The organism is Bdellovibrio sp. HCB-162 (genome assembly GCF_047344985.1).
Lineage (GTDB): Bacteria > Bdellovibrionota > Bdellovibrionia > Bdellovibrionales > Bdellovibrionaceae > Bdellovibrio.
On sequence record NZ_CP178861.1, the window covers coordinates 1,243,467 to 1,257,566 of the forward strand.

Genomic DNA, 14,100 nt, shown 5'->3' on the forward strand with positions numbered 1-14,100 from the left:
GAACTCGGTTTTGCAAGCTCCACAGTCCTCTATACCCAAGGCTGGAGATTTTAACTTTAGGTTTTGGTGAAGGGTCTTTAGCGTGTGCATAAGTTTGCGCATGGAAGGACTTCAACTTTCCTTCGTTCTGCGCTTTGGGATCGGGCGCCTTGTCGGCGCGTTTGGGAGAAAGGTACCAGGTACTTTTTTCTTTGAACTATTTTTTTAGATTGAAGGGGACTTTCGCTAAGAGTTTTCCGTTCACCATGATTTCCAAATAGTGTGTGCCTGGATAATAGACTCTTGTTGTTACTGGTTTGAAGGAGTGTTTCTTTTTGATTGGTAAGACTTCTTTTGTCTTTAGGCTTTTTGTTGTTAGCTTAAAAACTTTGGGACTTGTTTCGCCGTTGGATTTTTTGTGATGGATTAAATAATCCACCATAATTTGGGCGGCGGTTGTGCTTGCTAGATCGAATGAGAACTCTAAGTGTTCTCCAATGCGGATTTCCTTTTTTGTTAGCTTGAGGTTTTTAACTTCGAGTTTGCCTTTGTTTTCAAAACCCAAAAGTTTCAATGCTTCTGGATGGCCTTTTTTCAGAAGTGTTCTTAAGGCGTGTCTGACAATCCAATCGATTTTTGGTTTTTGTTTCGCTGGAGCTTCTTTCAACCATTTTTGTGCGGTCTTAATTGCAGCCGTCGGATGATCTTTTGAAATGTCGTTCAAATGATTGGCCACGGATTTTCTTACGTACAACTCGTCGTCGTATTTTAGTTTTTCTAAAAGTTCGATTGTCGGTGTTGGATCTTTGATGAAAGATTTTAGTTGTTCACCCCAAGGCAGTCTTGGTCTTGAACCTTCCGAAACCAAACGTCTTACGTGATGACTTGGATCTTTGGTCCACTTGTGCAGAACTTTTAACGTCTTTGCTTCTTCTTGAATCAAGAATGGACGGATGGCGAATTCTGCTGTGAATTTTTGTGTGAACTCATGCAAAGCTTTCATTGACTCGTCGAAATCTTTTAATCCGTATCTGTGCACGTATTCGGTGAAGGCCCATAGATCAAAACCTTTTAGTGGTTCTACTTTAGGAGCGGGCTTCACAGTTGCGTCGATAAGAATATCTAACGCTGTTGTGTAGTCCTGTGGCAGAAGTTCTTTTAAGAAATCGCAGATCAACTTCATTCTGGGTTTCATTTCCAGAGCGGGGAGTTGGCTGCTTAATTTATTAAAAGCTTTGCTGTCAAATTCCGGATGATGAAATGCGATGTGCTTTGCTATGCGGGCCACGAGACCGGCATTGATCCAGTTTTTAAATGCTGATTCCGTTTCGATCTCGTTTTTTTGTGGCATAGATTCTTAGAATTTCAATTTGTCGCAGTACGCGCGAAGTTCTTGAATGCTCTCACGGATGTCGTCAAGGGCACGGTGTTTGTTCGCTTTTTGATACACGTAATTGAACTTGTTGTTGATGATCACCTTCCATGACGACACGTCCACCATGCGGTAGTGCAGGCGTGGAGAAAGATCTTTCATGTACTTATCGATGAAAAGACGATCTTGCATGATCGAGTTTCCAGCAAGTACCGGGCGATCTTTTGGATCTGGGAAATGTTTTTTCACCATGTCGACAAGCTTTGCTTCGACTTGATCTGGATCCATGCCGAAAGGAACTTTCGCCGTGAGGCCTGATTTTTTATGGTGTTCCGTATTCCACGCATCCATGGCGTCTAAATACTTTTGCGGTTGTTTAACAACGGTTTCAAATGTGTCGAGCTCTTTAAAGTTTAAATCAGTGACGATAGCTGCGACTTCGATGATCACTTCTTTTTCGACATCGAGACCTGTCATCTCCATATCGAGCCAAAAAAGTTTCTGCATGAGGAAATCCTATTCTAGGGTCTTTGACCCGAAACTTCCCCTATGATGATGGATTTAAGGTGTAAAAGACAAGAAGGTTTACGGCTTCTGTTGCCCCATGCCGGAGCGAAGGGCGTTCTCAACCGTGCTAATTAGCGCTCGCTCGTCCCAAGGTTTGTCAATGAACGCATATACGCCTAAGCGCTGGGCTTCAAGAACCATGTCTTTTTGGCCGTAGCCCGTGTGAATGATGAAAGGAATATTAAGTCCGCTTTCGCGCATCCACTTTAAAACTTCGAGCCCTGATTTTTTTGGCATTTTTTCGTCAGAAAGAACGGCATCGAACTTTTGTGATTTCAAAAGATCAATACCTTCAAGACCATTTGCGGCTTGTTGAATTTCACTGGCAGACTCTTCAAGCAGAGCCATTAAAACTTCACGCAACTCGGACTCATCGTCGATGATGAGAAGACGTCCTTTGTTTGTCGTGTTTTCAGAATTATTCGTCATAAGAGTATTATGACAAAGATTAAGAAAATCGTCACCGCCTGAGAGGCGATGACGTGGTCAAATTATTTTGTGCAAAAACAAAAGTTGTTAAGAACTCTTTAAAATGTTTATTTGCTTTTTGTTGAACCTGTGACTTTGTATTCGCCAGCTTTAGAAATCGCCGCTTGGATTTGCTCTTGAGAAATATTGATTCCTGTTTTTGGAGAGATCACTACTTTACCCATCGTAACATCGCATTTTTCCAAACCATCCATCTTGCAAACCTGAGCTTTGATGGCCTTCGCGCAAGATCCGCAGTGCATGCCTTCAACGGCGTATGTGATTGTTTCTGCAAGAGCAGTTTGAGAAAGTAACAAAGCTGTCAAAACCAGAGCTTTTTTCATGGGGTTCTCCTTTGGATATGGGAAACTACACTATACCCGAAACCGGGCTTTTCCAAGGGGCCAATTTGCTGAAAAAGAGGGCATAATGAGGCTTGTCATGCCCACCGTTGAGAGGAAAGAGCGGGTATTTTAAGGGGATCGTAAAAAAGTGTTGAATTACGCGGTCACTGTAGCTATAAAAGATTCTCCAAATCGATGTGGGGTGGTAGTTAAGTTGGTTATAACGTCCGCCTGTCACGCGGAAGGCCGCGGGTTCGAGTCCCGTCCACCCCGCCATTTTTTAGCGAAAATGGCCGACCTCACAAACGATGGAAATTAAAAAGGAAGCCTCTGAGCTTCCTTTTTTAATTGTGTCACTTAGAGTTTAGCCGTAACAACCTTTCCATCTTTTATGAAGCGAACGAATAGGCACAACTCCGCTCCACAACGGGCGCAACTTTCACTAACGTAACTCTCTTGACGAGTGCTTACGCAGGAGCAATGAGATTTTTGCGCAAAGAATTGCGGCATGGTTACTGTAACTGGCGGCAACGTGACTTGCTTGAAGTACTTAGCGCCTTATCGGCCCATTAGTGTCTTTAATTTCTTAGCTGTATCACCAGGAAAGGCTTTACATTCTTTCTTGTCAGTTAGAATTACAATCTTAGTGATGATCCCTGCTTTTTCGTTCATACAATTCCAAACTTTCGAATCTGGATTTTTCTCACACTTTGAGGCCTTTTCGATTTCTTTGACAACTGATTCAATCTTAGTGTCGGCTACCGCCTTATACTCAATACAATCCTTAAGGATTACTGGTTGAAGATTTGCTATGTTTATTGCGAATACGAGAAGGTAGTACATTTGAGCTCCAATTATTTCTTAGTTTTCCATTTGTCGTTAAGGAACTGTAGGTAAGCTGTCGCTACTACATCAATCTTGGTTCCCTTTTTCTTCTTAGTATCAAAGTCTCTTTCAATCTTTTTCTTCAAATCGTTCTTTTGTTTTCCTGTTATTAGAAGAGCTTTGAGCTTCTCCTCTTTCCTCAGCTGATCGTTGTCAATTAGGGCATGGGTTGAACCGATTACTGCAAGGGATATTGTTGACCAGGCATCGTCCAATTGATTGGAGGATTCGCCTAGTTGAACACTCACGTTTGTTTCACCAGTAATCTCACCAGATTCAACTTTCTTCAATAACTCAATCTGGCTCTTTTGAATTTCAATAATTCGCTCTATTCCAGCTGAAATTCCTTTGGCACTAGTTGCGATATTTTCATTCTTAGACGTAGTGAAAGGCTCAAGGCTTTGAACTACACACTTCTTCTTTGGGAATGAGGTAATGATATTGTAGGCAGTGTCTTTATTCTTACCTTCTCTAACTTTTATTATTGATTCATTTAGAATTTTAAGAGCGCTGAACATTGAGTCGACATAATGGTAAGCATCATTCACATCACCATCGTAGTTATCGCACAAAGTAGCATTGGCAAGAGTAGGTAGCATTAGAAATGTGAGTATTAGTGTTTTCATAGTCCTCTTTTCGGCAGAATCATAAGTGACGCAAACTGATTGTTAATCTAGAAGCCCCATTTACTCAGTCTAAACAAATATCGGTATCTTTTTCTGTTTTCTTAACGGCCATGAGCTCAGTATGCGAAGTTTGGGCTAGAGAAGAAACTAAAGCTCTTAGGTCTTTTGGGTGCTCACAGGCCTAAAATTTCGCGTTTTTTCGACTTACCAGACATTTTATAAATATTTGGCTCTGTATCCTACGGTATGGGCAATTTAATGTTAAATTGAGTTTAGAATAAGATTCCAGGTTTGGGGGCTTGTCGACCCCGCCATTTTTTAGCGAAAATGGCCGACCCCACAAACGATGGAATATAAAGAAATCTTTGACTCTATTTTTATTTCTAGATTTGACAGGGCCAACTCATCAGTTCTTATTTAAAATTAGCACAGTGATAACTTCTCAGAACTATGAGGGTTTAGTTCAGCATCGATTTCGCTCAAGAGATCGTTTAAAGTGATCAGAGAGTGCCAAATACCTACATAGACATTAATTGAATTCGAGGGAAGAAAAGTGGGTTCGATATCTGGATTATTTTTGAAGCGTTCGATATCTACCTCAGCAGCTATTTTATTTCCGACCCTTGTCCTTGCTCTTTCTCTTAATGCATTAAGAAAATCGTATTTTTCAATTTCGGCAATTGCCGCAGTCATCTTTTCGATAAGGACTTTATTTTTTTCGTAATCGAAAGAGGAAATCACTGATTTGAAGTAAGCGGTGATTTTTTCCAAATTATTAAAATAGTCTTCAAAAGACATTTGTAACATCGGAGCCATAGTATTTAGACTGTTCTCGAAATATAAATTTTGTAGCATACTAAAACGAAGGTTTTTTATGTCAAAGTCTTTTTCAGATAAAGGTTGAGTTATCATTTTGGAGCTTCTGCGAAACGTCGTGTAGTAGTTCTTCCATAAAGCACCAATCGATTTTCTTCTTTCAGTATTTAAAAAAATCTGGTGTTTTTCCTGGTGATAATTTTTTAATTCGTCGTATAAGACTGCAACAAAAAAACCAAATAATAGTATTCCAAGAATTACTTCTATTACTACGTAAATTCGCGCCGCATAGCTAATAGGAACAATTTCGCCAAATCCAAAAGAAGAAATTGTCATCGAACTAAAGTATAGCATTTTCCAGAAGCTAGGCTCTTCGACGGGAGTATTTTTTAAATATTTTGATAAGAGATAGATCTCTTTGTTGTGAGGTAATACAAGAAATAATCCATTCGAGTTTTGGAAAAGCCGCAAATTTTTAAGAATAGGTAAATTTCGGTTCTTAAAAAACTGAGTATAGATCTGAGAACCATTTCTTTCGATTGGAGGATTCATTGTAAACACACTATCTGGTGCTATGACTTTAAGAGACATTTCGTTTCCAAATTCATTGATTTCATCAAGTGAGATAACAAATATATCGCCAGATCCTCCAGTTGGACCTAGATTCTTGGTTGTATTACTCGCGAATTGGATATGGTAATGTATGAAAACTTTTAAGTTTTTGTCTGACGCTTCTCCAACCTGAATAGTCACGGCTTTAAGCTTACCCTTGTCAGGACCGTTTGTTCCCCATAAATCAAAACTATCATCACCATTTATTTCGTATATACAAAACCCGTCAGCAGCGTTAAGTACCTTGGTTGGAAAAACTGAATTACAAAGCTCCGTGGTTACACGAGTTTTGATCTCGTAGTACGCGGGATCGTACAATGGGTTATGGTGAAAGAACGATCTTTTCAATGAGTAATACGCGAATGCAAACACCACGGTAATGGCAATATAGATCATTAGAAACAAAACCATTTTTGTTGCCAAATTTATTACTAGATTTCGATCTTTATAAATCAATGAAACTAATGTCACACGAAATCTAGACATAATGAGCCTTTCGAAAAGAAGAATTTTAAGAGTAAGTATTTTGTGTGCAGGGTAATAAATTAAATTTTATTTATCATGGTCGATAGAGTAAATAAATCATTTTAAAATTCTATATTCAAAACTATGTCGCCCTGTGCGTCATAAATAATTTAATAAAGCTGAAATTTAAAAGTCAGATTGCCACTTAAAACAAAAATGGCTCATCGAGCTTCCTTTTTTTATTTCTGGGTGTTTAGATAACCTATGCCCACAAATCAAAACGCAAACGCACAAAACGAAATAGCCATCCTTAAAGAAGTCTACGCAGCCATCAATCGCAACGATATTCCTGCAGTACTTAAGTTATTTGATCCTGAGATCGAGCGTATAGAGCCGGAGGGATTTCCATCTTCCGGTACATACCGTGGGCTTGAAAAAATAGAGGCGCATTTCTCTCAAGCCCGTGCGACTTGGGCTGAAGGAAGTTGTGAGCCAGAGCAGTTCTTCGTTTCTGGTGATAAAATCGTCGTGTTCGTGTGGGTTCACGTGAGGTTGAAAGACAATCCTCAATGGATCGATGCCCATATCGCGGATGGTTTTACATTCCGAAATGGCAAAGTCATACAGATGCGTACTTTCGTAGAAAAGCAGCAAGCTTTGGATTGGGCTGGCATTAACTAAAAGGATCACATCAGTGCTTTATCGTTTCCAAATTGAGTTCTCTGATATTGATCGCGGCGTTTATGAATCCTTGGATTTTCGCGTGGCTCAACATCCTTCCGAAACGTATCCCTATATGCTAAGTCGGGTTCTTGCTTATTGCTTGGCCCATCAAGAGGGACTTGAATTCACTCCTGGAGGATTGGCAGATCCCGAAGCACCCGCATTGCGCAAGCTCGGTGGTCATAACTCCATCGATCTTTGGATTGAGATCGGCAACCCTTCGGCAAGAAAGCTTCACAAAGCCACGAAGGCTGCAAAAGAAGTGATGGTTTTCACTTATAAAAATCCCGAGGTTCTTTTAATGGAAATCAAGAACAATGAAGTTCATCGCGCTAATGACCTTCAGATCTATTCCTTCGATTCAAAATTTCTGGATTCTTTAGGTGAACTCATCGAAAAGAACAACCGCTGGTCTTTGCTCGTTCAACAAGGTCAGCTGGACTTAACATCTGGAGACCAAACCTTTTCAAGCGAGCTTAAAAAGTTTTAACATGAATAGTTTAAAATAATTCGATACGATTTTTTCATAAGGGAGTATTTATGGCTAAAAAATCCTTACCTAAAATCGTATCTGAAAAAGCGTTTCGCAAAGCCGTTGAGAAACTGCGCGTAAAAGAAAAAAAGAATACGAGAGAACGTGACAAGGTCAGTGCTCTCCGCCGACGTCTTCCGATGATGGAAATGAAAAACGAATACATTTTCAAAGGCCGTTACGGTGAAAAATCCTTGTTGGATCTTTTTGAGGGTCGCAAGCAGCTTGTGGTCTATCATTTCATGTATCATCCAGATAACGATACGTTCTGCAAAGGTTGTTCTTTCGTTGCAGACCATATCCCTCATCTTGCTCACGTCCACGCAAGAAATACTTCATTTGTTTTTATCTCTCATGCACCACTCAAAAGTATTCGTCGTCATAAAAAACGCATGGGATGGACAACGCCTTGGTATTCAGGGTGGGAGACTTCTTTCAATGAAGACCTGGGAATTGACGGCAATCGCGAGCACGCCCTCAGTGTCTTTATTCGTGACGGAAATAAAGTCTATCGAACTTACTACACAGGCGGACGGGGAGTTGAGTACATGGGAACACCATGGGCGATTCTTGATATGACTCCATTTGGTCGCCAGGAAAAGTGGGAAGACTCACCGAAAGGATGGCCACAGACAGAGATGTACACCTGGTGGCAATTCCACGATGAGTATAAGTAACCTGCTATAGAAGAATAATTTCAAATCTGTAGAGGATATTGACAGTAAGACCTACAGGATGCTGTTTGTCTTTATTTGTAGAACACAAAAAGTGTCAATCTCGAGAAGTAAATTCAAAAGCTTTCTCGGCGTCTTTCATAGGAACTGCCTGGCGTTTATGATGCTTGCAGTTCGGAGTAAATATGAAAATCACGTCGGTAAGTTCACTTGTTTTAAGCCTGCCTTTTTTATTTGGAAACATTTCCTGCTCAAAGCAAGAAACCTCCAAAGAATCAGTTGTTTTAACGTCTTCTGAGCACATCGTTGGCGGGGAAGAAATCACGTCTCTTCAGTCAGACATTGGTAAGCACACAGTGGCTATTCTTGCTAACGGTGGCGCCTGCACGGGAACTATTATTCGTAAAGATTTGATTTTAACAGCGGCACATTGTGTTCATAAGGTGGCTTTCAAAAATCAAATCTATTTCACTCTGAACATGGAAGAGACCATGATGGAAGGTGATCCAAGAGCCTACGTCAGTCTTGTCGACCCAGAAACGGGTGAGAAGTTTATTTTACATAAGTCAGCGCGCTTGGCTTCCAAAGTCATCATCAATGATCTTTACAATGAAAGTGTTGAAGAAGCCTCTGTCGAAAATGATTCGGGAGACCTGGCTCTTTTAAAGTTTGAGGGCGGGTTGCCAAAGGGTTATGAACCAGCACGTCTTTTGGATAATACAAAACTTTTAAAGAAAAACGTATCCGTTCATATCGCTGGATTTGGCGCTACCGATGTGGGAGTGGAAGAGATTTCGGAAAAAGATCGTCACCGCTATGAAATGCTGGGCTCATCGATTGTTGAAGACGAAGGAAAGCTTTATGCGATTTCCTATGCGCAAGGATCTCAACTGAAAACGGCTCAGGTAAAATACGAAGAAGAAGCGCCGAATGAAATCGTAGTTCTTTCGCAAAACGAAAACGGAGCTGCTTGTTCTGGTGATTCCGGAGGACCGGCCTTCGTTAAGAATGACAACGGCGAATACCTTCTCTTTGGAGTCGCGGCGATGTCGGATATCACTTGTTCAACCACTTCTTACTACACCAACGTGACGTCACCAAAATCAAAAAAATGGTTAAATCAATCTGTAGCGCAGATGGATAGATAATTTAATTTATCATTCTATACCGAGCGCCTGCTTAACCTCTTTTGATGGTTTCGAATTTCCTGATCGGAAATCTAAAATTTGAGACCTGACGTCATTAAAGAAATAAGTTAAGTGAACCAATGTTCCAAAACGTTCGGAGACCTCAAGAGTTGTGATTTTAAATCCAGCTTTAAGCTTGGGAATAATAATCGCATTGTTAGTGGTGTTATGGCGGGAATAGATGATTTGAAACCCTTCGGCTTTAACCCGCCTCATGACTTCTTCTAAGACAGAAGTATAAAGTCCTTTTCTTCGGTGATCTGGATAAATGGCAGTATTTCGCATGTAAAAAGACTCCGCGGAGTGTTGTTCACCGCAGAACCATCCACAAAACTCATCACCTTTATAAACGCCAAGTCTTAGGGCGTATACGCCCGATAAATTTTTATTCAGTTTTTTTAGATTTTCTTTTTCTAGATCGCTAAGGATCAAAGAAGAATTCATTGATGTATCGTTGTCCGAGAAGATTTTAGGTCCCCACTCAGTCATTTGTGAGCGGAGTTCCTCGGCAGTAATTTCTCTAATTTCGTACTCATTTGAAAGTGTGGCCATAAACTAATTGTTGATAAGCCTTGGTACACACTCAATTCATTTTCGCGCGTCATGGTGTTTTTTGGGTAAGATTTGTTCTGTTAGATTGGGATAGATGTTTGGAAATTAAAGTTTGTTTATGAAAATCCGATACGTATCCGAGGAGTTACTCGATGAAACGATTCTCAATATACATTCTCGGTATTTTCTTCGTCCTATTTGCTTTCGATAATTTGTCATATGCTCGCGGTGGGCATCGTTCTTCGGGACGAAGTTATAAATCTTCATCTAGCAGTGGGACTGTTCGCGTAAGAGGATATTATAGAAAAAATGGAACCTACGTGGCTCCTCATTATCGCACACGGGCTAATTCGACGAAGTATGATAACTGGAGCACTAAGGGAAATGTGAACCCATACACGGGTAAAGTAGGAACGGTAGAGCCTTAAAAGACAGCAGTAAAACAGCTGCCTTTGTCACTCCAAAACAATCAACTCAATTTATTTCTTCGCGCGAAGTTTTGCACCGTGGACATCGCGATACGCAGGCAGTGCACCCAATGCTGTTGCTTCGTAAACGCCGCGAGCCACTGCGCGAGCTAGGCAATCCGCTGCGACAAGACCGATTCGATTGACAAGATCGGCGCGCGCTTCGATGTCCTGACCCCAAGCTCCGGTGGAAACTGCAAAAACAGTGTCTCCATCAAATGGTGTGTGCACTGGGCGGATCGAGCGGGCATAACCATCTTGGGCCATGATCGCAACACGTTGAGCTTCTGATTTTGTAAGGCGAGCATTGGTTGCGACGATACCGATGGTCGTATTTTTACCGGCTTGATTTGTCGCGAGAAGACTGTCTAATGGAGAACCTGTCCACGCTTCTCCCGCAGAATCAAAATCAATGGCTGCTTGAGGAATAGGTTGTCCACCCATCTCGTTATTTTGTTCAAAAGGCCACGCCCAGAAGGAAGATTGCCCTGGCATAATCGGACTGCCAACACAGTTAACGGCGACAAAGGCACCGATCTGAAGTCCGTCTCCCGAAATCGAAGAAGCGCTGCCAAGTCCGCCTTTCACAGGGCCAGCCTTAGCTCCATAGCCCGCACCTGCAGTTCCTAGTTTGAAATCCAAAGAAACATTATCAAGGGCAGCGCGACCCAAATCCCAGTACGGAGATTTATCGCCCCAGTTTTTATTTCCGCCATTGAGCAAATCAAAAAGGACTGCACTTGGAACAATCGGCGCACGAGCAGGTCCAATTGGAAAGCCAATACCACGAGATGCCAGTACGTCTGTGACAGCAGAGGAGGCTCCCAAACCAAAAACAGATCCCCCGCTCAATACAATCGCATCGATTTTATCGACAAGGCAGCTGGGATTTAAGGCGTCTGTATCGCGAGTGCCGGGACCTCCGCCACGCACGTCAACGGCGGCGACGGCGCCAGAGTCAAAAAGGACGACGGAAGTTCCGCTCCACACTTCATGGTTTTCAGATTGTCCCACTCGGATATTGTCAACGTCGGTGATGAGATTGCGCGGCCCGGGGCGGAAGTTGTATTTCATGTCGATCTCCTTTGTCGCAAAAATCTATGATATTCACAAAAAGGAATTTTAAAAAGCATTCAAATGGGGGATTTAATGCATTCCATCTTCACAAAATCTTTGCAACTAGGCATTTACTTCGAGGACCGTCATAAAATCATAACAATTTAAATCCGCATCAAAGATCGGCTGAGCGAACACGAACGCTCCAGCTAAAATGTAAGCTCTTAAAAGGGTCGGAAGAGCGCGAAGAATTTTTTTATTCGATTTATTCTGTGGATGTGAGTTGAGATCTTTTAAAAGAGACTGAATGTCGCTGATACGCTGACAGTCTGAATCCATCACACTCGTTGCGCCAAAGGCATATTGCGCTTCCGTTAATTGCAAGTAACTTCGAATACCCTCCCACAAAGCGGAGATCACGGTACCGTTTCGATATTCTGGAGCGACGCAGGCCCAAGCCAATTCCACCTTCACACCGGGGCCTTTGATCATCGCATTTACGTTAAAATCTTCTTCGGTTTCAAAATATTTGGAATGACTGGAGCATGAAAGACGATAAGCGCCACAGATTTCCCCCGTCACCTTATCTTGGGCAATGAGGTGGTCGGCCGTGTAGTCAAATTCCTTAATGCGTTCGCTTAAATGCGGAAAAGCGCGACGGCGCAAAGCGAGGACTTTGTGAAGTTCGTCAGAAGTTTCAATCGTTCTGACAAGATAGTGCCCGGTTTCAAAAGAGATCTTTATCTTTTGTTGAAACGTAATGCCTTCCTCTCATTAAAACAACCTTAACAATTGTTAATATTTCATAAAGTTTTGGTCATCGCCACATTAAAAGTGCCAAAGCAAGGATGTTTCACAAAAAAAGACCGTAAATATTGAGATTTTGGTCCAAAATGTTATAGTAGCGTCATGAAAGTCACCCAGCTTAATAAACTTTTGAAAGAAACAAAGCTTAGCCCTGAACGGCTTGCGGAGTACTTGCAGATCTCCAATATGACGGTGCGACGCTGGGTTAAAAATCCCGGGACATCTCTGATTCCGGCGCAATATGAAGCCAATCTTTATGCCGGCATTTTATCTTTATCAAAAGACGGTTTGCTTTCTAAAGATCATCCGCTCGTCATCGAAGCATTCGAATTCCTGCAGACGACGTACATTCAGAACAGTTTTCATCGCATGAACGTCACTCCGGATCAGCTCGGAAAAGACAGCTCTATGGACGAGGGAATTGTAGACCTTTGCTTGAACCTGGGGCAGCAGAGCGACAACCTGGAGTTTGTGAATCAGCATAGTGGCGAAATTAAATCTTTTGAAAAAAAGAATCCCAATATCTACAAGATGGCGCAGAAACTTTGGCAAGTGGTCCGTTCTGATGAAATGCAAAGAGCGCAAAAGTACATCGCCGTCGGAGCTCTGTTCTATCTTTTCTTTCCATTTGATCTTATTCCAGATGGTCTTCCTGCATTGGGATTTATGGATGACTTCGGAATTTTGACGGTGGCTTATAACTATTACGTGCATTCCCGTTAAGGCGCGGCAAAAAAGTGAATCCACATTGCAAAATTAGTTCTTTAAATAATAATTAACATTTGTTAAGAAGTTATTCCAAGAGGAGTCGCTATGAAATCGGCTTTTGGAAACGTTCTTTTGGTAGTTTCTTTCCTTCTTCAAGTCTGCAGTGCCCACGCCGCACAAGATATTCTGACGGTGACCCCTGAAGACAATCACGAACAAATCAATAGTGCCATCGACAAAGCGCAGTCTTCCATTGAAATGGTGATGTTTCATCTCTCTGATCTGGAAAGTGTGGATCATCTTATTGCGGCTCAAAAGCGGGGCGTGCAGGTTCGCATTATTCTTGATGAAAAATTAGTGCAAAAAGGCTCTGCCGCTCAAATTAAAGATCATCTGGTTGCCGAGGGCGTGGACGTTCGTTCGAGCCCGCCAGGTTTTTCAATCATGCATGAAAAAGCGATGGTGATTGATAAAAAGACGGCTCTTATTTCTTCCATCAATCTTACTCGCAATGGGGCGTTCACCAGAGATTTCGGAATTTTCACGAGTGATACTGGTGTGATTAACGAGATGGGAAGCGTTTTTGAATCGGATTGGTCCAATAGTTCGATGCAATTAGTGCCTCCAACCCCGCAACTCTCAAATGAGAAACTCGCTTGGAGCCCGGTGAATTCCAAAGAAAAAATTCTGGCCCTTTTAGATTCAGCAAAAAAATCAATTTCCCTTGAGGTGGAAAATCTTGGAAGTGCGGAAATCATAGCGATGCTTCAGAAAAAAAGTCATGAAGGAATCGCCGTGACCGTCTTGGTTCCTTTGTGTGTTGAAGGCGGTATGGATCAAAAAAGAAACGTCCCATTTCTTAAAGATCTGGCAGCCAGCGGTGTCAAAGCCCTGGCAGCAGTGTCGCCGTACACGGCGGAAAATCCCTACATCCATGCTAAAGCTATCGTCGTAGATTCACAGGCCGTCTTTGTAGGGTCTGAAAATTTAAGTCATAACAGCTTAGATCTGGCTCGCGAGCTGGGCATTATTGAGCGACAACCAGACATCACAGCGAAAGTTGAATCAATCATCAAAGCAGACTTCCGCCGTGGCATTTCAGGTGATGCCTTAGACTCGGCTTCTTGCAATTAGCCGGTGTCTCATCCTGAGGATTTTTCTTCAGGGAGTGTGACTTTCCCGCTACTCAATTTTTTTACGGATAAGAGTGACACAGGCCTTTCACTGCAATTTCAGCGGTTTATCAATATTCACCGTCCG

Annotated in this window: 17 protein-coding genes and 1 tRNA gene; 8 read left to right on the forward strand and 10 right to left on the reverse strand. The window is 42.0% G+C overall.

The features are described 5' to 3' along the window. Positions 1-196 precede the first annotated feature (196 nt). The 4 genes from ACLSSO_RS06055 to ACLSSO_RS06070 form a co-directional block, all read right to left on the reverse strand. Positions 197-1,330, reverse strand: coding sequence for a DNA alkylation repair protein (locus ACLSSO_RS06055; RefSeq protein WP_295904415.1), 1,134 nt, complete (start codon positions 1,328-1,330; stop codon positions 197-199). 6 nt (positions 1,331-1,336) lie between these two features. Next, a complete protein-coding gene (gene orn / locus ACLSSO_RS06060; RefSeq protein WP_295904416.1) occupies positions 1,337-1,858 on the reverse strand; it encodes an oligoribonuclease in 522 nt (173 codons plus the stop codon). 78 nt (positions 1,859-1,936) lie between these two features. Further along, entirely contained in the window at positions 1,937-2,347 is a 411-nt protein-coding gene (locus tag ACLSSO_RS06065; protein ID WP_413944358.1) for a response regulator, read from the reverse strand. A 107-nt stretch (positions 2,348-2,454) separates the two neighbouring features. Continuing rightward, positions 2,455-2,730, reverse strand: a complete 276-nt coding sequence (locus tag ACLSSO_RS06070; protein WP_295904419.1) for a heavy-metal-associated domain-containing protein — start codon at positions 2,728-2,730, stop codon at positions 2,455-2,457. 199 nt (positions 2,731-2,929) lie between these two features. On the opposite strand from ACLSSO_RS06070, the gene ACLSSO_RS06075 reads away from it, so the two are divergent. Next, a tRNA-Asp gene (locus ACLSSO_RS06075) sits at positions 2,930-3,006 on the forward strand. A gap of 282 nt (positions 3,007-3,288) precedes the next feature. Here ACLSSO_RS06075 and ACLSSO_RS06080 read toward each other — a convergent pair. The 3 genes from ACLSSO_RS06080 to ACLSSO_RS06090 form a co-directional block, all read right to left on the reverse strand. Further along, a complete protein-coding gene (locus ACLSSO_RS06080) occupies positions 3,289-3,573 on the reverse strand; it encodes a hypothetical protein (protein WP_413944359.1) in 285 nt (94 codons plus the stop codon). An 11-nt stretch (positions 3,574-3,584) separates the two neighbouring features. Then, the gene (locus tag ACLSSO_RS06085; protein WP_413944360.1) at positions 3,585-4,241 is read right to left on the reverse strand and encodes a hypothetical protein; all 657 of its coding nucleotides are present in this window, start codon (positions 4,239-4,241) and stop codon (positions 3,585-3,587) included. A gap of 423 nt (positions 4,242-4,664) precedes the next feature. Further along, on the reverse strand, positions 4,665-6,155 hold the full coding sequence (locus ACLSSO_RS06090; RefSeq protein ID WP_413944361.1) for a potassium channel family protein: 1,491 nt from the start codon (positions 6,153-6,155) through the stop codon (positions 4,665-4,667). 243 nt (positions 6,156-6,398) lie between these two features. Here ACLSSO_RS06090 and ACLSSO_RS06095 point away from each other — a divergent pair, with 243 nt between their 5' ends. The 4 genes from ACLSSO_RS06095 to ACLSSO_RS06110 all read left to right on the forward strand — a co-directional run bounded on the left by ACLSSO_RS06095 (position 6,399) and on the right by ACLSSO_RS06110 (position 9,211). Then, on the forward strand, positions 6,399-6,815 hold the full coding sequence (locus tag ACLSSO_RS06095; RefSeq protein ID WP_413944362.1) for a nuclear transport factor 2 family protein: 417 nt from the start codon (positions 6,399-6,401) through the stop codon (positions 6,813-6,815). Between the two features lie 13 nt (positions 6,816-6,828). Beyond that, positions 6,829-7,347 (forward strand): YaeQ family protein, encoded by a 519-nt coding sequence (locus tag ACLSSO_RS06100; protein ID WP_413944363.1) that lies wholly within the window; start codon positions 6,829-6,831, stop codon positions 7,345-7,347. 50 nt (positions 7,348-7,397) lie between these two features. Continuing rightward, on the forward strand, positions 7,398-8,066 hold the full coding sequence (locus tag ACLSSO_RS06105) for a DUF899 domain-containing protein (RefSeq protein WP_413944364.1): 669 nt from the start codon (positions 7,398-7,400) through the stop codon (positions 8,064-8,066). Between the two features lie 182 nt (positions 8,067-8,248). Then, positions 8,249-9,211: a S1 family peptidase gene (locus ACLSSO_RS06110; RefSeq protein WP_413944365.1), complete on the forward strand. Its 963-nt coding sequence runs from the start codon at positions 8,249-8,251 to the stop codon at positions 9,209-9,211. A 9-nt stretch (positions 9,212-9,220) separates the two neighbouring features. Here ACLSSO_RS06110 and ACLSSO_RS06115 read toward each other — a convergent pair whose 3' ends face one another. Beyond that, positions 9,221-9,802 (reverse strand): GNAT family N-acetyltransferase, encoded by a 582-nt coding sequence (locus ACLSSO_RS06115; protein ID WP_413944366.1) that lies wholly within the window; start codon positions 9,800-9,802, stop codon positions 9,221-9,223. Between the two features lie 152 nt (positions 9,803-9,954). Between ACLSSO_RS06115 and ACLSSO_RS06120 the strand changes: the two genes are divergently transcribed. Further along, a complete protein-coding gene (locus ACLSSO_RS06120) occupies positions 9,955-10,230 on the forward strand; it encodes a hypothetical protein (RefSeq protein WP_413944367.1) in 276 nt (91 codons plus the stop codon). A 51-nt stretch (positions 10,231-10,281) separates the two neighbouring features. On the opposite strand, the gene ACLSSO_RS06125 is transcribed toward ACLSSO_RS06120, so the two are convergent. Together ACLSSO_RS06125 and ACLSSO_RS06130 are read right to left on the reverse strand one after the other, a co-directional pair. After that, positions 10,282-11,343, reverse strand: coding sequence for a P1 family peptidase (locus ACLSSO_RS06125; protein WP_413944368.1), 1,062 nt, complete (start codon positions 11,341-11,343; stop codon positions 10,282-10,284). Positions 11,344-11,448: 105 nt separating this feature from the next. Continuing rightward, positions 11,449-11,991: a GNAT family N-acetyltransferase gene (locus ACLSSO_RS06130; protein ID WP_413944369.1), complete on the reverse strand. Its 543-nt coding sequence runs from the start codon at positions 11,989-11,991 to the stop codon at positions 11,449-11,451. A gap of 243 nt (positions 11,992-12,234) precedes the next feature. On the opposite strand from ACLSSO_RS06130, the gene ACLSSO_RS06135 reads away from it, so the two are divergent. Then, positions 12,235-12,855 carry a DUF1232 domain-containing protein gene (locus ACLSSO_RS06135; protein WP_295901985.1) on the forward strand — a complete coding sequence of 207 codons (621 nt, stop codon included), beginning with the start codon at positions 12,235-12,237 and terminating at the stop codon, positions 12,853-12,855. 90 nt (positions 12,856-12,945) lie between these two features. Beyond that, on the forward strand, positions 12,946-13,974 hold the full coding sequence (locus ACLSSO_RS06140) for a phospholipase D-like domain-containing protein (protein ID WP_413944370.1): 1,029 nt from the start codon (positions 12,946-12,948) through the stop codon (positions 13,972-13,974). Positions 13,975-14,100: the final 126 nt, after the last annotated feature.

Excerpts from the sequence above, each read along its gene's own strand:
- ACLSSO_RS06120 (WP_413944367.1), top strand. The coding sequence starts at position 9,955 with ATGAAACGATTCTCAATATACATTCTCGGTATTTTCTTCGTCCTATTT.
- ACLSSO_RS06095 (WP_413944362.1), top strand. The coding sequence starts at position 6,399 with ATGCCCACAAATCAAAACGCAAACGCACAAAACGAAATAGCCATCCTT.
- ACLSSO_RS06140 (WP_413944370.1), top strand. The coding sequence starts at position 12,946 with ATGAAATCGGCTTTTGGAAACGTTCTTTTGGTAGTTTCTTTCCTTCTT.
- ACLSSO_RS06055 (WP_295904415.1), bottom strand. The coding sequence starts at position 1,330 with ATGCCACAAAAAAACGAGATCGAAACGGAATCAGCATTTAAAAACTGG.
- ACLSSO_RS06065 (WP_413944358.1), bottom strand. The coding sequence starts at position 2,347 with ATGACGAATAATTCTGAAAACACGACAAACAAAGGACGTCTTCTCATC.
- ACLSSO_RS06080 (WP_413944359.1), bottom strand. The coding sequence starts at position 3,573 with ATGTACTACCTTCTCGTATTCGCAATAAACATAGCAAATCTTCAACCA.
- ACLSSO_RS06105 (WP_413944364.1), top strand. The coding sequence starts at position 7,398 with ATGGCTAAAAAATCCTTACCTAAAATCGTATCTGAAAAAGCGTTTCGC.
- ACLSSO_RS06085 (WP_413944360.1), bottom strand. The coding sequence starts at position 4,241 with ATGAAAACACTAATACTCACATTTCTAATGCTACCTACTCTTGCCAAT.
- ACLSSO_RS06070 (WP_295904419.1), bottom strand. The coding sequence starts at position 2,730 with ATGAAAAAAGCTCTGGTTTTGACAGCTTTGTTACTTTCTCAAACTGCT.
- orn (WP_295904416.1), bottom strand. The coding sequence starts at position 1,858 with ATGCAGAAACTTTTTTGGCTCGATATGGAGATGACAGGTCTCGATGTC.
- ACLSSO_RS06090 (WP_413944361.1), bottom strand. The coding sequence starts at position 6,155 with ATGTCTAGATTTCGTGTGACATTAGTTTCATTGATTTATAAAGATCGA.
- ACLSSO_RS06125 (WP_413944368.1), bottom strand. The coding sequence starts at position 11,343 with ATGAAATACAACTTCCGCCCCGGGCCGCGCAATCTCATCACCGACGTT.
- ACLSSO_RS06110 (WP_413944365.1), top strand. The coding sequence starts at position 8,249 with ATGAAAATCACGTCGGTAAGTTCACTTGTTTTAAGCCTGCCTTTTTTA.
- ACLSSO_RS06115 (WP_413944366.1), bottom strand. The coding sequence starts at position 9,802 with ATGGCCACACTTTCAAATGAGTACGAAATTAGAGAAATTACTGCCGAG.
- ACLSSO_RS06135 (WP_295901985.1), top strand. The coding sequence starts at position 12,235 with ATGAAAGTCACCCAGCTTAATAAACTTTTGAAAGAAACAAAGCTTAGC.